Genomic DNA, 23,660 nt, shown 5'->3' with positions numbered 1-23,660 from the left:
GAACCGCCGACGGGTGCGACGCGGGTTGCCCAAGTCAGGCAGGCGTCACGCACCGCTGACGTGTGGTCGCTGGTGGTCGGTCAGCCGGAACCCGACACCGCGCACCGCGTCGATGGTGACGCCGGTGCCGAGCTCGTTGAGCTTGCGCCGCAGCCGCTTCACCAGGGACTGCACGTCCGCCTTGCGCTGCAGCCCTTCGTCATGCCAGACCGACCGGTGTAGCTCGGCGTAGCTCCAGACCCGGACGGGCTCGGTGTTCAGGCAGGTCAGCAGGTCGTGCTCGAGTCGGGTCAGGTCGATCTCGTGGTCCCGGCAGCGGGCGGTGGACCGGGTCGAGTCGATCAGCAAAATGTCGGCTGTGTCGGGTACGGCGTTGGGCGCCTGCGTGGACGATGCCCGGGGAAGCTGCTGCGGGACCGCGATCAGCCTGCGCAGCTCGTCGAGGTCGGCGACCAGCAGCAGTGGCGCGATGCCGTCGAGGCGCTCCGCGAGCCGGATCCGCTCGGCCGGCGACGGCGTCACCGCGATCAACAGCGGGAACAGTTCCTCGGCCGGATCGGACCCGCCCGGCACAGTGCTCTCGTCGTCCTCGGCCATAGCACCCCACCCGGAAACGATGGGCAATTTCTGCCCAGCTTCGTCATGACCGTGACAATAATTGTCAAGCTCGCTGCTAGCCAGGCAACCGTTGGTGACAAGTTGCTTACGTGATGTGCTTGATCGTTCTTTCTCCTAGATCATAGTGTCCAGACGGGCAACCGGCGTGACCCGCGCGGCGCCTGGGGGGCATGGAGGGGGTTCGTCCGATCCGGTTTCATCCAAAGGGGAGACGAGCCTCCTGCGCCCTTCACCATGACTCGATCAACTCTGGGTCGTTCTGAGGGAGGCAGCACCGATGCTGAAACGTCCACACAGGAGGCGCACAGCCAGATCTCTGGTGAGCGCCGGCGCGGCGATGATTCTCGCCGCGACAGGTTTGGCCACAACCGGTTCAGGCGCGCAGGCCGCGCTGGCCGGGACAGGACAAGGTGCAGCCGCCCCAGCGGACAAGATTCGCCCCGAGCTCGAGAAGCAACTCCAGGCCAAGAGCGAGGGGGATTTCTGGATCCGCTTCAACGACAGAGCGGACCTGAGCCAGGCCAGTGCGATCAAGGACTGGGCCAAGCGTGGCACCGCGGTTGCGGACGCATTGAAGAAGACCGCCGCCGACAGTCAGGCCAAGATCCGGGCTGAGCTCGACGGCGCGGGGGCGAAGTACCAGACCTTCTGGGCGGCCAACGCCATCAAGGTCAGCAGCGGCTCGCTGGCGATGGCGCAGAACTTCGCCGCCCACGCCGAGGTCGAGGGCCTGTACGCCCCGATCGAGTACAAGGTGCCCGAGGTCACCAAGGGCACCGATGAGAAGACGGTGAACGCCCTCGAGTGGGGCATCGCGAACATCAACGCCGACGACGTCTGGTCCCAGTACGGCGTCAAGGGTGCGGGCATCACGGTGGCGAACATCGACACCGGGGTCCAGTTCGACCACCCGGCGCTGGTGACCTCCTACCGCGGCAACAACGGCGACGGCACGTTCGACCACAACTACAACTGGTTCAACGCCGCCGGGACCTGCGCCGCCGCGCCCTGTGACAGCAACGGCCACGGCACGCACACGATGGGCACGATGGCCGGCTCCGCCGGTGCGAACCAGATCGGCGTCGCGCCCGAGGTCAAGTGGATCGCGGCGAACGGCTGCTGCCCCACTGACGCCGCTCTGATCTCCTCCGGCGAGTGGATGCTCGAGCCGACGGATCTCACCGGTCAGAACCCGGATGCCAGCAAGCGGCCGAACATCATCAACAACTCGTGGGGAACAACGCTGCCCTCCAACGATCCGTTCATGGAGGACGTGACTCTGGCCTGGACCGCATCGGGCATCTTCGGGACCTGGTCCAACGGCAACAGCGGTTCGGCGTGCCAGACCAGCGGCTCTCCGGGCAGCCGGATCAGCAACTACTCGGCCGGCGCCTACGACATCAACAACAACATCGCCAGCTTCTCGGCGCGTGGTGCCGGGCAGGACGGCGAGATCAAGCCCAACCTCGCGGCACCCGGTGTGAACGTCCGGTCAAGCGTTCCGGGCGGCAACTACGCCAGCTTCAACGGCACCTCGATGGCGGCCCCGCACCTCGCGGGCACGATCGCGCTGCTGTGGTCGGCGGCGGCAGGGCTGGTCGGTGACGTCGCGGCGACGCGTGCGCTGCTGGACAACTCGGCGATCGACAAGGCCGACACCCAGTGCGGCGGCACCGCGGACGACAACAACGTCTACGGCGAGGGCCGGCTGGACGCCCTCGCGCTGCTCAACTCCGCCCCGATCGGTGACACCGGCACCCTGGCCGGCACGATCACGGACGCGGCCACCGGTAGCCCGATCGCCGGCGCCACGGTGGCCCTGACCGGTCCGGCGACCCGCCAGCTGACCACCGGGACCGACGGAAAGTACTCGTCCCTCCTCCCGGTCGGCGACTACCAGGCCGCCGTGACGGCGTTCGGCTACGAGAGCAAGACGGTCCCGGCGACGGTCACCAAGGACGCGACCACGACGCTCAACGTCGCGCTGACGGCGGTGCCGAGCGTCACCGTCAGCGGATCGGTCACCGACGGCTCCGGACACGGCTGGCCGCTCTACGCGAAGGTGAGCGTCGAGGGTCCGTCAGGTGTGTCCGACTACACCACACCCGCCGATGGCCACTACAGCGTCAAGCTCCCGGCCGGAGCGACGTACAGCCTGAAGTTCGAGCCGCGGTACCCGGGCTATCAGACCGTGACCAAGGAGGTCGTCGTCGGCTCGGGTAATGTCACCGCCGATGTCGCCGTGCCGGTGCAGGCCAACGCCTGTACGACGGCGCCCGGATACCGGTACGGCTCCGACGGTGAGTACGAGACCTTCGACGGCACCACCGTGCCGGCCGGCTGGTCCGTGGTGGACCACCTGGGCACCGGTCAGGTCTGGGAGTTCACCGACACCGGCGATCGCGGCAACCTGACCGGCGGCAACGGCAACTTCGCGGTCATCGACAGCGACAACTACGGAAGCAGTGGGCGACAGGACACGTCGCTCGTCAGCCCGGTCGTCGACCTGACCGACGTCGCGACACCGGTGGTCCGGTTCAACCAGGACTTCAACTGGCTGAGCCCCGAGCGCGCGGATGTCGACGTCAGCGTCGACGGCGGTGCCACCTGGACCAACGTGCTCCGGCAGGCGGCCGACTTCCGCGGACCGCGGGTGACCGAGGTCCCGATCCCGCAGGCCGCGGGCCAGGCACAGGTCCAGGTCCGATTCCACTACTACAACGCCACATGGGAATGGTGGTGGCAGGTCGACAACGTGCTGATCGGCAGCGAGGTCACCTGCGAGCCGACCAACGGTGGCCTGGTGCTCGGTCACGTCCGTGACAAGAACGACGACGGTTATGTCAACGGCGCCTCCGTCACCAGCGACGACCGACCGACGGAGAAGGCCACCACCGCGGCGACCCCGGACGACACCGAGCTGGCGGACGGCTTCTACTGGATGTTCTCGTCGCTGACCGACCAGCACAAGTTCACCGCGACGGCCGGCAACTATGTCAGCCAGACCAAGCAGGTCGACGTCCAGGCCCACGGGGCGACGGCCGCGGACTTCCAGCTCGCGGCCGGCCGGCTGTCGGTGCAGCCGACCGAGGTGAGTGGGACGGTCCAGATGCCCACCGGGAAGGTCAACAGGACGTTCACGGTGACGAACACCGGCGGGGCACCGGTTGACGTCGAGTTCGGTGAACGGGACGGCGGGTTCGTACTCCTGCGGGCCGACGGGTCCGGGATGAACAAGCAGGAGGTCCTCGCGTCCGACGGCGCACCGGAGCAGCGGCTGAACGCCCCGACGTCGTTCGCCGCGACGGCGTCCGGCAAGGCGGCCACGGCAACCTCCGCCGCGGTCGGCCCGCAGGCCGAGCCCTGGACGGACATCGCCGACTACCCGGCGAACGTGATGGACAACCGGGTGGTGAACCTGGACGGCAAGGTGTACTCGATCGCCGGCGGCAACGGATCGGCGTCTTCGGCGAAGAACTACGTGTACGACCCGATCGCACAGAGCTGGACGTCGATCGCCGATCTTCCCGGTGCGCGTAACGCCATGACCGTGGGCGTCGTGGACGGGAAGATCATCGCGACCGGCGGCTGGGGGGCGTCCGGCCCCGATGGCACCACCTGGTCGTACGACCCGGCGGCCAACACCTGGACGAAGAAGGCCGACAACCCCGCGCCGCGGTCCGCCGCCGGGCAGGCGGTCGTCGACGGCAAGCTGTACGCCGTCGGCGGTTGCACGACGTCGAGCTGTCTGCCGATGTCCAACGCCGTCGTCCGGTACGACCCGGGCAGCGACACGTGGGAGACGTTGCCCGCCTACCCGAAGTCGGTGGCGTTCCTGTCCTGCGGCGGGATCGACGGCGTCGTCTACTGCACGGGCGGTAACGACGGGTCTGCGGTACTGAAGGCAAGCTATGCCTTCGATCCGGGCGCCAACGCCTGGACCGCCATCGCCGACGCGCCGGCGGACAGCTGGGCCAGCTCGTTCGCCGTCGCGAACGGCAAGCTCCTCGTTGTCGGCGGCGTGCAGGGCGGAGCCATCACCAACGCCGGCTTCGCCTACGACCCGGCCACCAACGCGTGGTCCAACCTGCCGAACGCCAACACCCCGCGGTACCGCGGTGGCGCCGCGTGTGGCTTCTACAAGATCGGTGGCTCGTCGGGCAGCTTCAACGCGATGCCGGACAGCGAGGCGCTGCCCGGGCTCGAGGAGTGTGCCGAGGGCCCCGCGGACGTCAGCTGGATGACGATCGACAAGACGGCAGCCACGCTGGCGCCGGGTGAGAAGGTCACGGTCACCGTCGGGATGACGGCGAACGTCGACCAGCCGGGCACCTACTCCGGGTCGGTTTCGATCAAGGAGAACACGCCGTACACGGTGCAGCCGGTGGCGGTGACGATGAACGTGCAGCCTCCGAAGTCGTGGGGCAAGCTGATGGGCACTGTCACCGGGACGAGCTGCCAGGGCGCCAGCTCACCGCTCCCTGGTGCGGTCGTCCAGGTCAACTCGTCGGCGATGTCGTGGACATTCGCCACCGACGGGGCGGGTAAGTACGCCTACTGGATTGACCGCCAGCACAACCCGCTGACGATCATCGTCGCCAAGGACGGCTGGCAGCCCCAGACCCGTAAGACGACGATCGCCAACGCCCCGCGGGTGGAGAACTTCGCACTGTCCCCTACCCGCTGCTGACAGCTGACGCCAGCTGACAGATCCGGCCCGCCTGGTTTCCGACCAGGCGGGCCGGACCGGTTCCGAAGGTTGCGAGTCGCGGCCTCAGACGCGACTGGTGGTCAGGCCGAGGCGAGGCGGAAGCCGACCCCGCGGACCGCGTGGATCGTCGCCGAGGCATCCAGCCGGGCGAGCTTGTGCCGTGCCCTCCGTACCAGGGAGTGCATGTCGGAGCCGCGGCCGAGGTGCTCGTTGCCCCAGACCTCGAGGTGCAGCCGCTGGTAGGTCCAGACCTGTCCGGGCGCGCCGACCAGGCACAGCAGCAGGTCATGCTCGAGTGGGGTCAGTTCGATCTCGCGGTCCAGCCAGCGCAGCACCCGCCGGTCGGAGTCGACGCTCAGATCGGGTGGTGGCGGTGTAATGGTGCTTCCCACGGCCTCGGCCAGCACGGTCTGGGCGGGCGGAGCCATCGCCGCGGCGTCGGGCGTCTCGGCAAGGTCGAGGAATTCCCGCGCCTGATCGACGCTCGAGACGATCAGGAACGCCTCGGTCCCGCCGAGCAGTTGTGCGAGCTGTCTGCGTTCGGCCGGCGAGGAGGCAATGCCGATGACCAAGGACGCGGCCGGGATCCCCCTCATCCCCCACCCCTTCCGGTTCCCCACCCATTCCGGGATAGTTCGTCCGTGACGCCGATCAATCGGCGCCCTGACCCTGGTGGCTCATCTCCGTTGGGTTAGAAATAGCCGCGGGCAAGCGTTGGTGAGTCGTTGGTCCAGTGCGGACAAAGTTTGGGTTCGGCGTTTCGTGATGGTCTGGCCGGGTTTGCCAGATTGTGTTCGGTCGTTCTTGACCCGGGCTGGGTAGCAGGACCGAGCCCAGTAAGCTGGATCTTCAACGTGTGGGGCGGGAAACGGCTTGCTGGACGGGTGCGTTTCGTCTTCGCGATGCCTCGCTGGGCACGTGGTCTGGGGCCGCCGCGCGTCTTCCGGACAGTCGCTGAACCTGTTTCCTTTGCTGCGAGCTGTCGGTTCAGGTACTCGTGATGGACCTCTTCCGGCGTCTTATAGCCGCGTCCTGAATGGAGACGGTTGGTATAGTAATGTACTTCGATGTAATGGGCAACGCCTCGGCGTGGCGTTCGCAGGTCGGGTACTGGGTCTGCATGTCCCGTTCGGTCTTGAGTGCGGCGAAGAACGATCTGGCCGTCGCATTGTTGTAGCAGATGCCAGTCCGAGCGATCGACTGCCGAAGGTTCAGGTCAATCAGAGCGTGGTGGAGATGGGCTGATCAGGCCCAGGTGAAGGTGCGGCAGGCTTGCCGTCTGGCCCGTTGCTCCCGGGCGATGCGGCGGGTCGTCCCGGCGATGGCGGGACAGTCGGGGCGCAGCCAGGCCGACGGGCCTTCGTCGACGTCACCCCGATGACGACCGCAGCCGACGCCGAGGCACGCCGGCAGGGCTGGACCCGTAGCGACGGCGGTCGCGGCTTCCGGCTGGAGCATTGGGACCATGGCGCCGACCGCGTGGCGGGCAAGCCGGCCACGAGGATGCGGTCAACGTCGTCTGTCCCGGGCGCTGGCTCCGGTGACAGCGCGGCCACGACAGAGGCTCCCGGGTAGACCGGGAGCCTCTGTCGTGGGGCGGGCGTCAGCGGTAGATGTGCACCGGCGTACCGACGCCAACGATCGACCACAATCGGTTCATGGCCGGTACGGTGACCCGGACGCAGCCGTGACTGGCCGGGTAGGTCGGGACGGACGTCGCGCCGTGCACCGCGTAGCCGTAGTAGAAGTAGTTCGGCCGCCACAACAGGCCGAGCGAGCTCTGCCGCCAGCCGTCGATGCGGCGCTGGGTCTTGTAGTTGCCGGTCGGCGTCGGGGTGCTGGCCTTGCCGCTGGAGGCGTCCAGGATGCGCACCACGGACCCCTGGCGCGCCAGGTACAGGACCTGCTTGGTCAGGTTCGCCTCGACGGAGTAGCCCGAGTGCGTGTACTTCGGCTTCGGGATCAGCGGTCGGGCGAGGGCTGCCCAGGTCTTCGGCCCCACGATCCCGTCCCGGACCAGGCTGTTCACCTTCTGGAAGGCGACGACCCCGTGGTGCGTCGAGGGTCCGAAGACCCCGTCGATGGGGCCCACGTCGTAGTGCAGCGCGGCGAGCCTGCGCTGAAGGCTGGTCACCGCTGTGCCGCGCGAACCCTGCCGCAGTACGGGCTGTGCGATTGCCGTGGCCAAGGTCCGGGCGGCGGCAGGAGCCGTCCTGACTTCTGTGGTGGTGCGGACGCCAGCGGACGCTGAACTGGCGGGGATGACCAGGCCGCCCGTGGCCATGAGGATTGCCACCCCGAGAGCGGTGCGTGAACGGCGGTGGCGTTGGTGAGTAGTGCGTCCTGAGAAGGAAATCATCGTCCCTCCTTTCCGAACTGTCAGGATCTGACGGTAGTCCGTGGAGGCAAGGGACCGCTGCCCCTTACGTTGATCATCCCCAGCCGGGGACTCCTCGTGTCACCCGCCGAGCAACTACGTACCTGATGCTCACCATGGGAAGCCTGCAGGCCGTTCACGCTGGCCGACCCCGGATCGCCAGTCGTCCAGCACGAGGTTCCCGGTGCTCGGGAAGCATGCGCTTCGCGTCACCGTCGGTCCCGCTCGCCCTCACCGGTTGCGCCCGCTCGACGAGCGGCCAGACGCCGCAGGCCGGCGGCTACGCCTCGGTCGCCGCCGGCGCCAAGGCCGCCGACCTGGTGCCGGCCGCCCTCAAGGACAAGGGCGTGCTCCGGATGGCCACCGCCGAGGGCTACCCCCCGATGGAGATGTACAAGGAGGGTACCCAGGACCTGATCGGGGTCGAAGCGGAGCTGGCCGCGGGTTCGGTGCACCGCCGCATCACACGAATGAGTTGGATCGGCTAAGCCAGCTCCTGGCGCGGCGCGCCCTGCACGGAGTAACCGCCAGGTGAGGATCGACGTCCGGGCATCTGTTGACCCGCTCCGACCCGATCTCCTGATCCACGTCGTCGGCCAGATGGGGAGCCGTCTCCCGCCACGGGAATCCGCTGGGGTCAGTAGCGCTGCTCCGAGTTGTCACCCGCCGTTGCCGCTGGCCGCTGCGCCGGGCGGGCCGGGTTCACCGCGAACGGATCGCGCAGCCGCCGCATCGCCTCCTCGCTGCCGTCGAAAGCCACGTCCGGGCCGTCGAGCCCTTCGGTGGTCGGCGTGGCGAGAAACAACGCCGGTCGATCATTGCCGTTCGATGTCATGCAGCAGTCCTATTTCAGCAGAGGGGCACGTTGGGTCGCGGGGAACTCTTGCCGCGCAATTTCGTAACAAGCCGGCGCTCGCATTGGCGCCCGATGGCGGTGTCTCGATCGCGGGCGACCGCCCAGCGACACCGACACACCACACCATACCCGGCGTCGCCGTCCGTCATGCGCCGCCGCCCCAACGACGCCCGCCCGTTACCCCCCTCGACGCGGCCCCAACTCACCATCGAGATCGACTAGATGATCAATCGTCTTGCGGCGGACGGTTGCGTCGAGTAGATTCCCGGGCACGCCGTCGAGCTGGGAGGAGGTCGGAACATGTCCGATGTTCTGCGCCCCCTCCGCGCCCCGGCGTCCACGCGGATCTGACCCCGGGGCGCTCGCTTTCCGGAGGATCAACCTATGACCGATCTGGTCATCCGTCCGCTCGTCGCGGGCGAGGAAAATCTGTTCGAGTCCATGCCTGACCCGCTGCCCCAACTGCGCCAGGTCGGTTACGCCGACGGGATCGCCGGTGGCGGCTACCGGCCCGAGAACACCTGGGTCGCCCTCCGAGCCGGCCGCGTGATCGGCCGGGCGGCCTGGCTCCTCCCGCCGGGTGCCGTCGGCGCCCCCTGGCTGGAACGGTTCGACCTGGACGCCGAGCCGGAGGTGGGTGCCGCGCTGCTACGCGCCGCCCACGAGGCATTCGGCGGTCCCCAGTTGTACTACGCCGCCATGCCGGCGCACTGGCGGCGCCGGCCGGAGGTGCTGGCCGTCGTCAAGGCGCCGATGACGGCGGCCCGGCTCGTCGGGCTGGTCGAGCGCGGGGAGCGGCTGAGATGCTCCTGGACGGGTACGCCGTTGCCGGCGGCTTCCGGGCGGTACACCTTCCGCCCAGCCGCCGACGTGGCGGAGATCAACGCCCTGGTCGCCCGAATCGCTGAGCCGGACGTGCTGACCGGCGTGGAGATAGCGCGGGCGGTCGGCGGAGTGGACCTGGCCACCGCCCCGCTGGCCTGGCTGAACAGCTCTCCCGGGGAGTGGCGCATCGCGTTGGACTCAGGGGAGCCGGTCGGCCTGGTCGGAACGGCCGGGGATGCCTGCTACCCGCTCATAGCCTACCTCGGCCTGCTCGACGAGGCCGTGCGGAGTGAACTGCTGGCCGAGGCGGTCGGGGTGCTGGCCGCCGGCGGCGCCCGGGAGGTGGTCGCCGACGTCGACGCCCACCGGGTGGCGGTACTGGCGGAACTGGAACGGACCGGGTTCCGGCAGTTGCGGTCCCGGGTCGTCTTCGAACCCGCCGCCAGTCCGCCGTCCGGCTCAGCCGTCACGCCCGGCTCGGCGGCCGCTGCCGGGTCCGTAGCCGACCTGGCCGGTCAGGACTAGATCATCTGGGTGCGCCCTGGCCCTGCCAGGGCGCACCCGCGAAAGATCAAGAAACTCAGACACGCGCTGACAGCGACAACCCGGGGTACCTTGGCGCTTCCACCCAACCATCGGACATTTGTGATGTAATCGGATCTCGCGATCCCCTGTCGCCGATACGGTTTCATCGCCTCATGGCGATGATGCAAGGAGAAGACCGCACCGCACCGCACTAGCGCGGGTGCGGCGCTGTTTCGCGGTCTGGCCGACCCGACCCGGCTGGCGATCCTGCGCCGGCTGGCCACCGGTGAGGCACGGGTGGTGGATCTGGTCAAGGAGTTGGGGTGGGCGCAGTCGACGGTGTCGGCGTATCTGAGCTGCCTGCGCGAGTGCGGCCTGGTGGATTTCCGGGCGGTGGGCCGGCAGTCGTTCTACTTCCTGACACGCATGGAGCTGATGGATCGTCTCGTGGCCGCTGAGGCGCTGCTCGCGGCAACCGGGGAAAGCGTGGCGCTGTGCCCGACCTACGGCGACGGTCAGCGGTGATCGGGCCGCACGTCGCCGCGACGTCACGACGATGGGGATGGCTGGGCGCTGCCGCCGCCATCGCCCTGATGTGCCCTGGTCGACTTCCTTCACCTCAGTTGGTGGCCGACGGTCAACCTGGCGGACAGCTTGCTGGTCTGGGGCGTCGCCGTGGCGGTGTTGCTGAGCTTGCGCAACGTCCCGATGACCGCCGCCGAGCCAGCGACGAGCGACACGGCCCACGTGGCAAGCACTACCGGGGCGGCGATGAGCTCTGAGATCGAAACCACCGTGACCGGTCGTGGGGCAGCGGCCCGCGTCGGCGTCATCGTGGCTGTCGCCGTCTCCGCCGTGGCGATGCGACTGGCCGGGGTGGAGTTGCCGCCGGTGGCCGCGGTGGCGGTGTTCGGCGGCGCCGTTTTCGCCGCGGTGGCGCTGCTGATGTGGGCCTCCGAGGCCGCCCGGGTGGACATCTCCGGCAGCCTCGCGCTGGCCATCCTGGCGTTGGTGGCGATGCTGCCCGAGTACGCCGTGGACATCTATTTCGCCTACACCGCGGGGCACGACCCCGCTTACGCCGCCTACGCCGCCGCGAACATGACGGGCGCCAACCGGCTGCTCATCGGGGTGGCCTGGCCGCTGCTGGTCGCCTTCGCCATCTTCGCGGTGCGGCGGCGCGGCGCCCGCGGGGACCGCGACGCGGTCACCTTGGAGTCGCACCGCCGCACCGAGATCGTCTTCCTCGCCGCCGCCGCCTTCTATGCCCTGGTCATCCCGCTGACCGGTCGGCTGGCCTGGTACGACACCCTGGTGCTCGGCGGGCTGTTCGCCGCATACCTGTGGCGAATCCGCGGCAACGAGGAAGGCGAAGAGGAACTCGTCGGAGTGGCCGCCACTGTCGCGGTGCAGCCGGCCGGACGCCGCCGCAGCCTGGTCGCGGCGCTGTTCGTCGCCGCCGGCGTGGTCATCCTCGCCGCAGCCGAACCGTTCGGCGACGCCCTTATCGGCGCCGGCAGCGACCTCGGCATGGACGAGTTCCTGCTCGTGCAGTGGCTGGCCCCGATCGCCTCGGAGGCACCCGAGGTCATCGTCGCGATCACCTTCGCCCTGCGCGGACGCGCCGACGACGGCATGGGCGCCCTGCTCGCCGCGAAGCTCAACCAGTGGACCCTGCTCATCGCCTGTCTGCCGATCGCCTACTACCTCGGCGGCGGCCAGTTCGCAGGGCTGCCCCTGGATGCCCGGCAGACCGAGGAGCTGGTGCTCACCACCGCCCAAACCCTGCTCGGCGTGGCCGTCCTCGCCGACCTCCGGCTGACCCGCGGCGAAGCTGCCCTGCTGTTCGGCTTGTTCGCCGCCCAGTTCGTGCTGCCCTCACCGCACGTCCGCTACGTGATTGCGGCCGCGTACACCCTGTTGGCGATCGTGCTGCTCATCCGGCAGCGCCGGCACGTCCCCGACCTGATCAAGTCCCTGTAGTTCCCGATCGAAGACCGCACGCCATGATGGGCGTGATGATGAAGGCCTCCGGTTGTGGAGTGGAGCCGTCGAGGAACCGCTCCGGCAACCAGGAGGCCTTCTCAAGGAGTGGCCCCGGTGCCGGCGGATCAGCCGAGTCGATTGGTCCAGGCAGTACCGAGGATTACCTTGTACGCGCTGATCCGTATAGGCGAGAGCGTCAGCCGCTCGTGGGCTAGCAGCTCACCTGTGTTCGGGTCGAATATCAGCAAGGACTGCCCGTCGTGCTCGCGGTCGTCGAAGGTGATGGCTACGCCCCTCCGGCCGGCCCGGTCGGTCACCTCGCCCCGCCACAGGAACCCAGGTACGTCGGCGAGGACCCGCAGAATCTCCGCGCGGGTCTGGCGCGGGACGGCGTACCGCCCGAACACCGTGCTGACCTCCTTGCTTACGGGGCCCGCGCCGAACCTGACCTTGAGCAGTTCGCTCAGCTGCGCCCGATCCGACGGCAGCGGCGCGAGGTCAAACGGTGGCAGCGGCACGCTGGCGGGCGCGGCATCGTTGGCCTTGAGATTGCGCTGCCAGTAGTCCTGGGACTCCTGGTCCGGGAACTGCGGCTCGAGTTGGATCGTGATCTGCGTACCGGTCCCGTCGGCGGCTTGCCAGACCTTCGTCTCGTCGGCGAAAGCAACGTGATAGCGACCGTCGGCGGACGTCATCACCGGGTCGCCCCACACCTTCATGTGGTGATACATGTAGCGCCCGGTGCGGTTGTCGTGCTCCGCGTCGATGAGCTTGCTGGCCAGCGCGCGCAGCTGGGCGCCGGCGGCATACGCGTTGGAGTCGAACTGGTACGCGACGGGCACGAGTACCATCCCCGGTTGCGCGCCCGGCGGGCTGACGATCTTCGAGGCGTCCTGGGTGGATGCGTCAAACGTGTGGACGATTGCTGAGGCGCCAGCCACCACGGCCAGCGTCCCGGCCGTCAGGACCAGTCGGCGGGTCGGCCGTGCGTGGCGACGACTGACGACCGGCTCGGCGGAGGCCTCGGCGCGGTCGAGCAGGTCGCGCGCCGAGAGCCGGGGCGGTGCGACGGCAGTGTTCCGGGCCGGGTCAACCGGACCGAGGAGGGTACGGGTTCGCTGTTCTCCAAACATCACAGAGCCTTTCGAGGACTCGCGAGCACGGGGTGCTGCGCCGGCGGTACAACGCAGCTCGACATCGCTTCGGTGAGGCGCCTACGGGCGCGGTGCAGGCGCACCGCCGCGGCGGCGCGGGTACAGCCGAGGACCTGGGCGGCCTCGGAAACCGTCAGCTCCTCCCATCCGACCAGCCGGAGGATCTCCTGGTCGAGGTCGGTGAGGGTGACCAGGGCGGCCAGGAGGTCTGCGACCCCCACGGTCGCGTCTGCGCCAGAGGAACCCGTCTCTTGCAGAAGGTCCGCATCGGTGATCGGCAGTACGTCCGGAGCAGCCCGCCGTGCCCGCCACTGGTTTGCCAGTAGGCGCCGGGCCACCCCGTACAGCCAGGGCAGGCTGCGGTCCGGCACATCGCGGCGGCGCCGCCAGGCGATGACGAACACCTCCTGGGCGAGTTCAGCCGAGGCTTCCGCATTGGCGAGCCGACGCTGGCCGTACTTGACGATGTGTGCGTACTCGGCGGCGTAGGTCCTGGTGAACCAGCCCTCGTCGCGTTTTCCCGGTGGCCCCATCCGAACTCCCGACTGTTTCGGCAACTCTCACCCCGGCTTGTGTCACCACCGGCCCGATGATTACCGACGATGACCCTCTTCTAAGGCGTAGTGGGAGTGCCCGACCACTCGCCGTGCCGTTCGCCATCAGGATTCCGGCCCGGTCGGGCCGGATCCGCGAGATCCTGCAAGAAGCCCAAGGCAGCGAGGGCGCGAGGAGCGGCCGTGGAATCGACACATGGCCGGTTGGCGGCGTTGCTGGTTCTCGCCGTGCTGCCGCCGGTGGTGGAGGCGGCCGTGCTGGTCGGCATCGGGTTCCACTCCGCCCAGGGCGTCGCCCCGCAGGTCACCGCGGTCTGGCCGTACGACTCCTACCACGACCTGCGCTGGCTGATGGTCTACCACAACTCCTGGTTGTCGTTCCTGCTCGGCTTGCTGGCCCTCATCGGGATCCGCGGGTTGCTGTCGGCGGGGCTGACCTCGCTGGCCTGGCCCGAGGGGGTGGACCGTCCCTCGTTCCGCTGGCTGGTCACGCGCAACGTGGAGGTCGCGGCGCTCGCCGCGGTGATCATCTCGCCATGGGCGGCGCTGTCGTTGGCCTTCTCGGCGGTCGCGCTCTCCTGGTACCTGCTCGCCTCGCTGATCCCGATGCTGCTGCTCGCCCCGTTCCTGCAGCGGGCGGGAGTGGTCGGACAGTGGGGGCGGGGCCTGCCCACCATCGAGCTGCTGGGCTGGTCGCTGCTCAACTTCGCCGTGCTCACTGTCGCCGGTGCGCTGATCGCGAGTACCCCCGGCTGGTGGGTGGTCGCGGTGGCCGGCGCGGCCGGCGTGGCGAATGCGCTGCTCTGGCGACAGGTCGTGTCCGCGGCCGTGCGGCCCGCGCGGGTCCGCTGGCCGCGGGTGCCGGTGACGCCGGTGGCGATCGTCCTGGTCATGGCCGCGGCCGTGGCTGCTCAGTCGGTGATCGGCATCGCGGCGGGTGAGCAGGGGGAGTGGCGTCCACCCATCGTCGCCGAGCGGCTCCCCGACCGTGTTCCGCACGCGGTGATCGCCCTCGCCGGGCACGACTCGAGCTGGGACGGGCAGCCGCCCGCGGATCCGCGGGTCGAGCGCTTCTCGTACCGGGGCCTCGACGGCCAGGGCCGGCCGTTGCCGTACCGGCCGCAGGACACCCACCGGTCCCTGGACTCCAGCGCCGCCCTGCTCGCGGCGCACGTCGACGCGCTGCACCGCAGGACCGGCCGGCCGGTGGCCCTGCTCGGGCAGAGCGAGGGCGCGATGGTCGCGAGCACCTACCTGGAGAAGTGGCCGAAGCCGTCCCCGGTGGAGGCGGCGCTGATGTTCAGCCCGCTGATCCGGCCCGGGCGCGCCTACTACCCGCCGCCGGGCCACGAGGGCTGGGGGGTGGCCGCGGGATGGGAACTGCGGGGGATCTTCGCGTTGGCGAATCTGCCGAAGAAGGTGAAGACCGGCCCGGACGAGCCGTTCGTCCGCTCGGTTCTCGTCGAGGCGCCCTTCTACCGCAACCGCACCCTGTGCCCGGTCGCCGCGGTACGCATGATCGCCTTCCTGCCCACCGCCAGCGCCGCCGAGGCACCACCCGGCGAGTACGCCCGGATACCGGTCTTCCAGGTGCCCGCCTTCCACGGTGGCGTGCTCGGCCGGCGGGCCTCCCAGTCGCGCGTGGTCGCCTTCCTGGCCGGCGAGAAGGTCGACGTGCCAAGGCGGGAGTACGACCTGTTCCAACGCCTCGGTGCGGCCTGGCAGGCACCGTCGCTCGCCCTGTCGATCAACCCGGTGTGGGCGGCCACCCGGGAGGCCGACCCGGCCTTCACCGGCCGCATCTGCGAACCGCGGTGAGCGGACGCGCCGGCGCGGGCCGACCCCCGGCGCTCCGGATAGCGGGCGACGGCGCGGCGGTGAACCGGGCGGGCGGCCGCGGCGGTGCGGTCGTTCAGCCGGACGGTCGGGCGCGGTGGTGCCTGATCAGCAGACGGATGGCCGAGCCGCTCAGCGCGACCACCAGGACGGCCCGGAACGGCGCGAAGGGGAAGACGAGCACGTCGATGCCGATCGTCAGTACGGCGCAGACGATCGCGACCCGCGCCGTCCACCGTCGACCGGTGACCACCAGGAGCCCGGCGATCGTGACCGCCGCGCCGAACGCCACGTGCAGCCACGCCCAACCAGTGATGTCGACCTCGTAGACGCCCCCACGGGTCACCACCATGAACGAGTCCGCCACCGTAATGGCATAGGAGGCGACCACGTTCACCAGACCGGAGCCGGCCAGCAACCCAGCGGCGAGCAGCGGCCGACGCGGTCCGGACGTACCGGGCGCCACCACCGTCCCGGCGTCGCTCGCTGCCCGCGGAGAGCCCATTTCCCCAGGTTAAGGCCCATGTGACGTGACCGGCCCCGATCCCCGCGACGCCGTCGTCGGCTGGTCTTCCACGGTGATCGGGCAGGGTGCCAGCATGCCCGATGCGGATCCCGCGCACGTCGGCGCAGTGCGGAGATCCTCTGCCCAGCTCGGCCGGCTCCTCCGACCGCGGCATTTGATCAGTCGCTTCTACCGCCTGCGCTCCCGCCCGGGGGAAGTTCCGGTGTTCGCGGCCGGTTGAGCCGCTGGTCAGGTCATGATGACCTCGTGCCTTGTGGGTAACGGTGCGGCGAGCGGGGGAGCTGTCGTGCAAGACGCGAGGGTCGAGCCGGTGGTTACCGGCGCCCAGGTGCCGGGTTTGGCGGAGGTGGTGTGGGAAAACGCCCGCCAGGATCCTGAGGCGGTGCAGTTCCTCCGTCCGGATCCGGTTTCCCGGTCCTGGCCGGCGCGGCGGGGGGTGCGGGGTGGTGCGCTGCCGGTGACCTGTCGGCAGTTCCGCGACGACGTGCTGAGCCTCGCGCGGGGCTTCGTCGCCGCCGGTGTCGGGCACGGCGACCGGGTGGGGTTGATGAGCCGCACCCGCTACGAGTGGACCCTCGTCGACTACGCCTTGTGGTCAATTGGTGCGGTCACCGTTCCCGTCTACGACACCTCGAGCCCGGATCAGCTGGGGTGGATCCTGCGGGATTCGGCCGCGGTGGGGTGTGTGGTAGAGACAGCCGAGCACGCCGCGATACTTGCTGGCCTGCGCGATGACCTGCCGGCGCTGCGCCACACCTGGCAGATCGAGGCGGGAGGCCTGCTCGCCTTGGCGGGACTGGGCCGCGACGTCGACGACGCGCAGATCGACGCCCGACGGCGGGCGGTGTCCAGCGGCGATGTCGCCACGATCGTGTACACCAGCGGCACGACGGGCCGGCCGAAGGGCTGCGTGCTGACGCACCGCAACATCCTCTGCGACGTCAGCAGCGCGACCGCGGTGCTGCCGGAGGTGTTGCATCCGGGTGCGTCGACGGTGTTGTTCCTGCCGCTGGCGCATGCGTTCGCCCGGCTGATCCAGGTCGGTGTGGTGCACGCCCGCGTGACGATGGTGCACAGCGCCGACACCACCGGCGTGCGGGAGCAGCTGCGCAAGTACCGTCCCACCTTCGTCCTCGCGGTGCCGCGGATGTTCGAGAAGATGTACAACCGGGCCCGGCAGGAAGCCGACGACGCGCGCAAGGGATGGCTGTTCACCTTCGCCGAGCGGGTGGCGGTGGGGTACAGCCGCGCCATGGACACCCCGCGAGGCCCGGGCGCACTGCGGCGGATTGTGCACGGCGTGTGCGACGTCGTTGCGTACCGGAAGATCCGCGCCGCCCTCGGCGGACGGTGCGCGATGGCGATCGTCGGTGGCGCGCCGCTGGGGGAGCGGCTGGGGCACTTCTTCCGCGGCGCCGGGATCACGGTGCTGGAAGGGTACGGGCTGACCGAGACATCTCCGGCGGTGACGGCGAACCGGCCCTCGGCGATGCGGATCGGCACCGTCGGCCGCCCGCTGCCCGGGGTGGAGCTCCGCATCGCCGATGATGGAGAAGTCCTCGTCCGTGGAGAGGTCGTGTTCGCCGGGTACTGGAACAACCCCGACGCCACCCGCGACACGTTCGACGATGGCCGGTGGCTGCGCACCGGTGACCTGGGCAGCCTCGACGAGGACGGTTTCTTGCGCATCACCGGCCGCACGAAAGACATCATCGTGACCGCGGCGGGCACAAACCTTGCACCCGCGCCGATGGAGGAGAGGATCCGCGCGTACCCCCTGATCAGCCAATGCATGCTCCTCGGCGACGGCCGTCCCTACGTGGCGGCGCTGGTCACCATCGACCCGCAGGCGTGGCAGCGATGGCGGGCCAACCACGGCCACCCTGCGAGCGCGAAGGTCGCCGACCTGCGGGACAACCCGCAGCTGCGCGAGGAGATCCAGACCGCCATCGACCGCGCCAACCAGACGGTGTCCAAGGCAGAACAGGTCAAGACCTTTCGCATCCTGCCCCGGGACTTCACCGAACCCGACGGAGAACTCACCCCCACGCTGAAGATCAAACGCAAGGTAGTGCAGGAGCACTACGGCGCCGACATCGACGCCCTCTACCGCGGCCACTGACCGGACCAGCGCACATGCCGGCAACGAAGGGGCCACTCTCCCGGTGCCTGGTCGTTACAGCCGGCCGGGCGTCGGCGGGCCGTGACGCCGCCGCCGACGACGCGTCAGCAGCGCACCCGCCGCGACCGCGCCGGCAACCACCACCGCAGCGACGGCCGGCACCCGCATCGACCGTCCGGACGGCGGGACGTCGCTCGCCACGCCCGGCGATTCCAGCGGCGGATCGGTGGGCGTGGGCGTCGCCCCCGGGAGCAGATACGCGTTGCTGGCGATCTGGGCGCCCGTCGCGGTGGACTCCACCGAGGTGACATTGACCCGGTTGCGGACCAGCGTGCCCGGCGGCGCACCCGGGCGGAACCGGCCGGTGATCGTGATCCGCGGCACCGCTTCGGCAGTGCCCAGGCGGAGGTCACCGAGGTCGCAGACGACGGTACGAGGGGACGCAGCACACTGACCCGGCTCGGCCCGGGCGGTGACACCGTCGAGATCAGCCGTCGTGGTGAACGTGACCCGCGTCGCCGTGAGGGTGCCGCTACCGGCGATCGTGACGGTGTGAGTCACCTGCTGCCCGGGCAGCGCGCCGAACGGTGTCGACGTCAGCACCGGCGCGGCGTCCACCGGGGCGGACGGTGGCGGCGTCGGGGCAGCCGCGGCCACGGCGGCCATCAGGCCCACCACCGGCGCGGCAACAGAATCCCACATTCCCAGACTGTAAGCCGACCGGCGCACGTCCGCCCCGGTGTTGTCCTTCCTATACCTCCTGCCGGCTTCATCGACGCCGGCTTCTGCGCCCCGGGGCTCGTGAGCGATGACATCAGGATCGGCGTGCCCTGGTTGCGGCCGAGGAAGGCAGGGAGTCTCGTCGCCGATTTCCTCGGTACTGGAAGATCCTGCGCGACTAACGCCGTGCCGCCCGGACATTGACCGACACCGCTTCCGCCATCGCCCACCTCCACAACATCGCCCTCACCGGGTGAGCACCAGCGCGGCCATGGCCAACGCCTTCACCGCGTTACGAGACGTCCTTTAGGGTGGGCACGTGCGGGAGGACGAGTTGCGTGGACTGGTCCAGAAGAGCCCGTGGCTGATGCGGGCGCTCGGCGTCGTCCGAGACTCCGGACTGCCGGACGCCTGGGTCGGTGCGGGCACCCTCCGCGACCTGGTGTGGGGCGAGCGGTACGGCGACGGCTTCGACCCGTCGTCGGTGCGGGACGTCGACGTCGTTTTCGTCGACCCCGCGGACCTGAGCCGGGAGTACGACGACCAGGCCACCGGGCGGTTGGTGGCAATCTGGCCGGAACCCCCTTGGGAGGCGAAGAATCAGGCCGCCGTGCACACCTGGTATCCCGCCAAGTTCGGCGGTGGCCCGGTCCCGCCGTTGCGTACCATCGCCGAGGCGGTCGCCACCTGGCCCGAGTACGCCACCGCCGTGGCGGTGCGGCTCGACGCCAACGACCGGGTCGCTGTCTGTGCGCCGCACGGCCTCGATGACCTGCTCGACGGTGTTTGGCGGCGTAACCCCACCCGGGTCAGTCCCGAGTTCTCCCGACAACGGTTGGCCCGGCACCGCCCCGCCGAGCGCTGGCCGGGCGTCCGGGTCGTGGTCTGAGATCAAAGCGAGCACGACGGTGCGGATTCCGAGCAGCGAGCGGCCGAACGGCACGCCCTCAAGTAGGCCGCCGGGCACCGGCCGCGCTGAGGGCGACCAGCGGCTTGAACCTGGGGTCAGCAAGCAACTGCCGGTCCGCGGAGGACGTGAGAACCTCGTCAGGAAGCTCACTGTCCGGCCTTCCTGAACCAGCAGGACACCCCTACAGCCTTGGGTCCTGATCAAGGGACTTCCCTTGCTCGATGCCGTTGGTACTGTGCTGCCGTGCCTCCCCCTCTCACCGTCAGCGCGCCACCGGGCGACCGCTCGCCGACCGCCGAGTCCATGCGCTCCACCCCCCGACGAGTGCGGCTCGCACGGTTCGGCGAACCCGGTCTCGGGTGGCTGCTGCTGTTGCCTTCAGTGGCGATTTTCGCCCTGTTCGTGTTCTGGCCGCTCGGGCGGACCCTCTATCTGTCCGTGCACGGAAACGACATCTTCGGTGCCCCGTCCGCGTACGTCGGCGGGGAGCACTACCGGGAGATGCTGTCCGGGGAGTTCGGCAAGGTTCTGGCCACGACGGCGATGTTCACGCTGTTCTCGGTGGTGCCGGCCGTCCTGGGCGCGCTCTTCGTGGTGCTGCTGCTGGAGGCGCGCATACGCGGGGTGCGGGCGCTGCGCACCGCGTTCGCGCTGCCGTTCGCGTTCTCGGTGGCGACCGCGTCGGTCGTCTTCGCCGTCATCTACAACCCGGCGATCGGAGTGGCGAACGGCGTGCTCGGATCCCTCGGGATCGACCGGGTCAACTGGCTCACCGACCCGTCGATCGCGCTGCTCGCCGTCTGCGCCGCAACGGTGTGGATGAACTTCGGTTACAACATCCTCGTGCTCTCCGCCGGAATCGCGGCCATCTCGCCCGAGGTGGTCGAGGCGGCGCGGCTCGACGGTGCGACCGGCTGGCGGCTGGCGTCGCGGATAACCGTGCCGCTGCTCTCCCCGCAACTGTTCTTCCTCGTCGTGGTGTCCACGATCCACGCGCTGCAGAGCTTCGGGCAGATCCACATCCTGACCAAGGGCGGACCGGACCAGGCCACGACGACGCTGGTCTACTCGATCTACGAGAAGGCGTTCGCCTTCGGATCCTCCGACTTCGGTGCAGCCAGCGCCCAGGCCGTCGTGCTGCTGGTCATCATGCTCGGCTGTACGGCCGTCCAATTCGGCATCCTCGAACGGCGGGTCCACTACCGATGAAAAAGTTCAGCCTCGGTCAGGTCACTGTTTACGTCGTGCTCGGCCTGGCCGCGATCCCCGTTCTGTTCCCGGTCTACTACGGCTTCGTCGGCGCCGTCATGGGCCCCGGTGACCTGGCGACCTACCCGCCCGCGCTGGTGCCGCACGACCTGCACTGGCAGAACATCACCGACGTGTTCCGCTCGGTGCCGCTCGGCCGCTTCTACGTCAACTCCGCCGTCCAGGCCGGGGTCATCACGGTGGCCCAGATCATCACCAGCATCTTCGCCGCGTACGCCTTCGCGTTTCTTCGCCTGCCCGCGAAGGCGGCGACATTCAGCCTGTTCCTCGGCACCCTCATGGTGCCGTGGGAAGCGATCATCATCCCCAACTACCTGGCCATCTCCGGCTGGGGCCTGACGCGGGGTGGGCTGACCTACCTCGGCCTCGTGCTGCCCTTCCTCGCCTCGGCGTTCGGCACGTTCCTGCTGCGTCAGGCATTTCTGCAGTTCCCGACCGAGTTGCGGGACGCCGCAGTGATCGACGGGTGCGGTCACTGGCGCCTGCTGTGGCGGGTCATCGTGCCCCTGTCCAAGCCCTCGATCGCGGCGGTCGGGGTCTATGTCTTTCTCTCGGCGTGGAACCAGTATTTCTGGCCGCTGATCCTGATCCGCGACACCGAATTCCAGACGCTTCAGATCGGCATCTCCCAGCTCAACGATGCCGAGGCTGCGCAGCCGGGTCTCATCCTCGCCGGCGTCGCGCTCTCCCTGCTCCCCACGCTGGCCGTCGTGATCTTCGGTCAGCGCTACATCGTCCGCGGGCTCACCGCTGGCGCGCTGCGTTGACCCTCTGAGAAGGAGAACCAATGAGAAAACCCCGGCTCCGCCGGACTATGACGGCGTTCGTCGCCCTCGTAGCCGCCGCCGCGCTGACGGCGTGCGGCGACTCCGGGTCCGGCACCGACAGCGGCAAGGACGCCCTCGACGCGCCCGGCGCCGAGGTGCTGGAAAAGGCCACCGACAAGACCACTATCGAGTTCTGGCATGCGATGAAGGGGGGCAACGCCACCGCCGTCGACCAGCTCGTCGCCGACTTCAACGCCCAGAGCGGGGGCAAAGTCGAGGTCAAGGCGGTCTTCCAGGGAAGCTATGACGAGACGATCGCGAAGTACAAGGCCTCGGTCCAGCAGAAGAGCACGCCGGCCCTGGTCCAGATCTACGACATCGGCAGCCGCTTCATGGTCGACTCCAAGCAGGTCGTGCCGATGCACAAGTTCATCGAAAAAGACGGGTTCAACGCGGCCGACATCGAGCCGAACATCGCCAACTACTACTCGGTCGACGGCAAGATGTGGTCGATGCCGTTCAACTCCTCGACGCCCCTGCTGTACCTCAACAAGGAGGCGTTCGAGCGTGCCGGCCTCGACCCGACGAAGCCGCCGAAGGACCTCACCGAGATCGGCGAGCTGGCGAAGAAGCTGACGGTCAAGGACGCCAGCGGCAAGACGACCCAGTACGGCTTCGGCGCCGCGATCTACGGCTGGCTGCTGGAGCAGTTGCTCGCCACCGATGGCAAGGAGTACTGCGACAACAGCAACGGACGCAAGGGCCTGGCCTCGAAGGTGCAGTTCGACCAGGAGACGGCCGTACGCGTCGCGCAGTGGTGGACGGACCTGGTGAAGGGCGGCTACGCGACGAACACCGGCCGCAAGACCGACGACGCCCAGGCGGCCTTCAAAGCGGGTACGGTCGCTATGCACCTGGAGTCCACCAGCGTGCTGCGCGGGTACGTCGACGCCGCGAAGGGCAAGTTCACCGTCCTCACCGCCCCGTACCCGAAGGTGAGCAGCTCGTCCGCGGGCGGACCGATCATCGGTGGTGCTTCCTTGTGGATCGACGGCGTCGGCCACAGCGCGAAAGAGAAGCGGGCCGCGTGGGAGTTCGTGAAGTTCGCTGCCAACCCGGTCGCCCAGGCCAAGTGGCACACCGGCACCGGGTATGTGCCGATCAACAGCAAGGCGCTCGACGAGCAGATCGACAAGGACTGGATGGCGAAGTTCCCCCAGTTCCGCACCGCCGTCGACCAGCTGCACGCGCTGCCGCCGTCGGTCGCGTCGGCGGGCTGCCTGCTGGGCGTGATGCCGCAGGCACGCAAGGCGTCCGAGGACGGCTTGGAGGCGGCGATCGTCGGTAGCAAGCCGGCCGACCAGGCCATGAAGGACGCTGCGGCGAGCGTGCAGGGCGCCATCGACAGTTACAACAAGTCGGTCAGCTGACCGCTGCGTCACCACCGATCAACCGGTCACCGGGAAGGGCCAGCTCCGGCGGAGCTGGCCCTTCCCGTTGCCGGTCGCCGGCGGGATCATGGCGAGTCCCGCCGGCGCTCGCGGAGGCCTGGATTGTCGGGGTTGCCGCGGTAGCCACCGGCGGCCACGACCGTCCTCCCGGCCAGCTTCTGGTCGATGCCGCAGGTGCGGTGACGAGGGTGTTGGGCTGCGTCGCGGCTGCCACCACGAGTTGTCGGAAAAAGAGAACGGCCAGCCAGCTGTCGCTGGCGGCCGTTCACAGGCTTGCTGAAACCAGACGTCTGCAGATTGCGCGGACCGCCTCAGTGCAGCGTCGAGGTGTCGATAACGAACCTGTACCGCATGTCGGAGGCGAGGACTCGCTCGTAGGCTTCGTTGATCTTGTTGGTCGGATGATCTCGATCTCGGCACTATCGTCCGCACCGGTCGGCGGGCGAGGCGCGG

The 23,660-nt window shown here is 69.2% G+C and carries 19 protein-coding genes and 1 pseudogene; 12 read left to right on the top strand and 8 right to left on the bottom strand.

The genetic code is table 11. From position 1 onward, the window contains the following. Positions 1–45: 45 nt before the first annotated feature. Positions 46–597 carry a winged helix-turn-helix domain-containing protein gene (locus ACLQ2U_RS19550; RefSeq protein WP_425752128.1) on the bottom strand — a complete coding sequence of 184 codons (552 nt, stop codon included), beginning with the start codon at positions 595–597 and terminating at the stop codon, positions 46–48. A gap of 340 nt (positions 598–937) precedes the next feature. Here ACLQ2U_RS19550 and ACLQ2U_RS19545 point away from each other — a divergent pair, with 340 nt between their 5' ends. Further along, the gene (locus tag ACLQ2U_RS19545) at positions 938–5,308 is read left to right on the top strand and encodes a S8 family serine peptidase (protein ID WP_425752127.1); all 4,371 of its coding nucleotides are present in this window, start codon (positions 938–940) and stop codon (positions 5,306–5,308) included. A 101-nt stretch (positions 5,309–5,409) separates the two neighbouring features. On the opposite strand, the gene ACLQ2U_RS19540 is transcribed toward ACLQ2U_RS19545, so the two are convergent. Beyond that, positions 5,410–5,925, bottom strand: coding sequence for a winged helix-turn-helix domain-containing protein (locus ACLQ2U_RS19540; RefSeq protein ID WP_425752126.1), 516 nt, complete (start codon positions 5,923–5,925; stop codon positions 5,410–5,412). A 1,007-nt stretch (positions 5,926–6,932) separates the two neighbouring features. After that, positions 6,933–7,463 (bottom strand): L,D-transpeptidase family protein, encoded by a 531-nt coding sequence (locus ACLQ2U_RS19535; RefSeq protein ID WP_425752125.1) that lies wholly within the window; start codon positions 7,461–7,463, stop codon positions 6,933–6,935. 440 nt (positions 7,464–7,903) lie between these two features. Here ACLQ2U_RS19535 and ACLQ2U_RS19530 point away from each other — a divergent pair, with 440 nt between their 5' ends. Then, positions 7,904–8,194 (top strand): hypothetical protein, encoded by a 291-nt coding sequence (locus ACLQ2U_RS19530; RefSeq protein WP_425752124.1) that lies wholly within the window; start codon positions 7,904–7,906, stop codon positions 8,192–8,194. A gap of 149 nt (positions 8,195–8,343) precedes the next feature. On the opposite strand, the gene ACLQ2U_RS19525 is transcribed toward ACLQ2U_RS19530, so the two are convergent. After that, positions 8,344–8,541 (bottom strand): hypothetical protein, encoded by a 198-nt coding sequence (locus ACLQ2U_RS19525; RefSeq protein ID WP_425752123.1) that lies wholly within the window; start codon positions 8,539–8,541, stop codon positions 8,344–8,346. Positions 8,542–8,946: 405 nt separating this feature from the next. On the opposite strand from ACLQ2U_RS19525, the gene ACLQ2U_RS19520 reads away from it, so the two are divergent. The 3 genes from ACLQ2U_RS19520 (at position 8,947) to ACLQ2U_RS19510 (ending at position 11,895) form a co-directional block, all read left to right on the top strand. Then, a complete protein-coding gene (locus tag ACLQ2U_RS19520; RefSeq protein WP_425752122.1) occupies positions 8,947–9,912 on the top strand; it encodes an acetyltransferase in 966 nt (321 codons plus the stop codon). A gap of 228 nt (positions 9,913–10,140) precedes the next feature. Then, the gene (locus ACLQ2U_RS19515) at positions 10,141–10,437 is read left to right on the top strand and encodes an ArsR/SmtB family transcription factor (RefSeq protein ID WP_425752224.1); all 297 of its coding nucleotides are present in this window, start codon (positions 10,141–10,143) and stop codon (positions 10,435–10,437) included. A 246-nt stretch (positions 10,438–10,683) separates the two neighbouring features. Next, complete coding sequence (locus tag ACLQ2U_RS19510) at positions 10,684–11,895, top strand: sodium:proton exchanger (RefSeq protein WP_425752121.1); 1,212 nt, start codon at positions 10,684–10,686, stop codon at positions 11,893–11,895. Positions 11,896–12,023: 128 nt separating this feature from the next. Here ACLQ2U_RS19510 and ACLQ2U_RS19505 read toward each other — a convergent pair whose 3' ends face one another. Beyond that, positions 12,024–13,031, bottom strand: a complete 1,008-nt coding sequence (locus tag ACLQ2U_RS19505; protein WP_425752120.1) for a CU044_5270 family protein — start codon at positions 13,029–13,031, stop codon at positions 12,024–12,026. Beyond that, positions 13,031–13,585 carry an RNA polymerase sigma factor gene (locus tag ACLQ2U_RS19500; RefSeq protein ID WP_425752119.1) on the bottom strand — a complete coding sequence of 185 codons (555 nt, stop codon included), beginning with the start codon at positions 13,583–13,585 and terminating at the stop codon, positions 13,031–13,033. Before ACLQ2U_RS19500 ends, ACLQ2U_RS19505 begins: the two co-directional genes overlap by 1 nt. Positions 13,586–13,789: 204 nt before the next feature. On the opposite strand from ACLQ2U_RS19500, the gene ACLQ2U_RS19495 reads away from it, so the two are divergent. Further along, the gene (locus ACLQ2U_RS19495) at positions 13,790–15,424 is read left to right on the top strand and encodes a hypothetical protein (RefSeq protein ID WP_425752117.1); all 1,635 of its coding nucleotides are present in this window, start codon (positions 13,790–13,792) and stop codon (positions 15,422–15,424) included. Positions 15,425–15,518: 94 nt separating this feature from the next. Here the strand turns inward: ACLQ2U_RS19495 and ACLQ2U_RS19490 are convergent, their stop codons facing one another. Next, on the bottom strand, positions 15,519–15,947 hold the full coding sequence (locus ACLQ2U_RS19490; RefSeq protein WP_425752115.1) for a DUF7144 family membrane protein: 429 nt from the start codon (positions 15,945–15,947) through the stop codon (positions 15,519–15,521). A gap of 259 nt (positions 15,948–16,206) precedes the next feature. Between ACLQ2U_RS19490 and ACLQ2U_RS19485 the strand changes: the two genes are divergently transcribed. Further along, the gene (locus ACLQ2U_RS19485; RefSeq protein ID WP_425752223.1) at positions 16,207–18,090 is read left to right on the top strand and encodes an AMP-dependent synthetase/ligase; all 1,884 of its coding nucleotides are present in this window, start codon (positions 16,207–16,209) and stop codon (positions 18,088–18,090) included. A gap of 54 nt (positions 18,091–18,144) precedes the next feature. On the opposite strand, the gene ACLQ2U_RS19480 is transcribed toward ACLQ2U_RS19485, so the two are convergent. Next, the gene (locus ACLQ2U_RS19480) at positions 18,145–18,792 is read right to left on the bottom strand and encodes a hypothetical protein (RefSeq protein ID WP_425752114.1); all 648 of its coding nucleotides are present in this window, start codon (positions 18,790–18,792) and stop codon (positions 18,145–18,147) included. Positions 18,793–18,971: 179 nt separating this feature from the next. Here ACLQ2U_RS19480 and ACLQ2U_RS19475 point away from each other — a divergent pair. The 5 genes and pseudogenes from ACLQ2U_RS19475 to ACLQ2U_RS19455 all read left to right on the top strand — a co-directional run. Then, positions 18,972–19,067 (top strand): annotated as a pseudogene (locus ACLQ2U_RS19475) (IS5/IS1182 family transposase); the annotation flags it as partial. 62 nt (positions 19,068–19,129) lie between these two features. Next, a complete protein-coding gene (locus tag ACLQ2U_RS19470) occupies positions 19,130–19,699 on the top strand; it encodes a nucleotidyltransferase family protein (protein WP_425752113.1) in 570 nt (189 codons plus the stop codon). 264 nt (positions 19,700–19,963) lie between these two features. Further along, positions 19,964–20,929: a carbohydrate ABC transporter permease gene (locus ACLQ2U_RS19465; protein ID WP_425752112.1), complete on the top strand. Its 966-nt coding sequence runs from the start codon at positions 19,964–19,966 to the stop codon at positions 20,927–20,929. Positions 20,930–20,964: 35 nt separating this feature from the next. Then, positions 20,965–21,756, top strand: a complete 792-nt coding sequence (locus tag ACLQ2U_RS19460) for a carbohydrate ABC transporter permease (protein ID WP_425752111.1) — start codon at positions 20,965–20,967, stop codon at positions 21,754–21,756. Positions 21,757–21,776: 20 nt separating this feature from the next. Beyond that, positions 21,777–23,186 carry an ABC transporter substrate-binding protein gene (locus ACLQ2U_RS19455; protein ID WP_425752110.1) on the top strand — a complete coding sequence of 470 codons (1,410 nt, stop codon included), beginning with the start codon at positions 21,777–21,779 and terminating at the stop codon, positions 23,184–23,186. The last annotated feature ends 474 nt before the right edge of the window (positions 23,187–23,660 follow it).

It is taken from the genome of Micromonospora sp. DT47 (assembly GCF_049844475.1).
GTDB lineage: Bacteria > Actinomycetota > Actinomycetes > Mycobacteriales > Micromonosporaceae > Micromonospora.
This window is presented reverse-complemented; position numbering and strand designations above follow the sequence as displayed.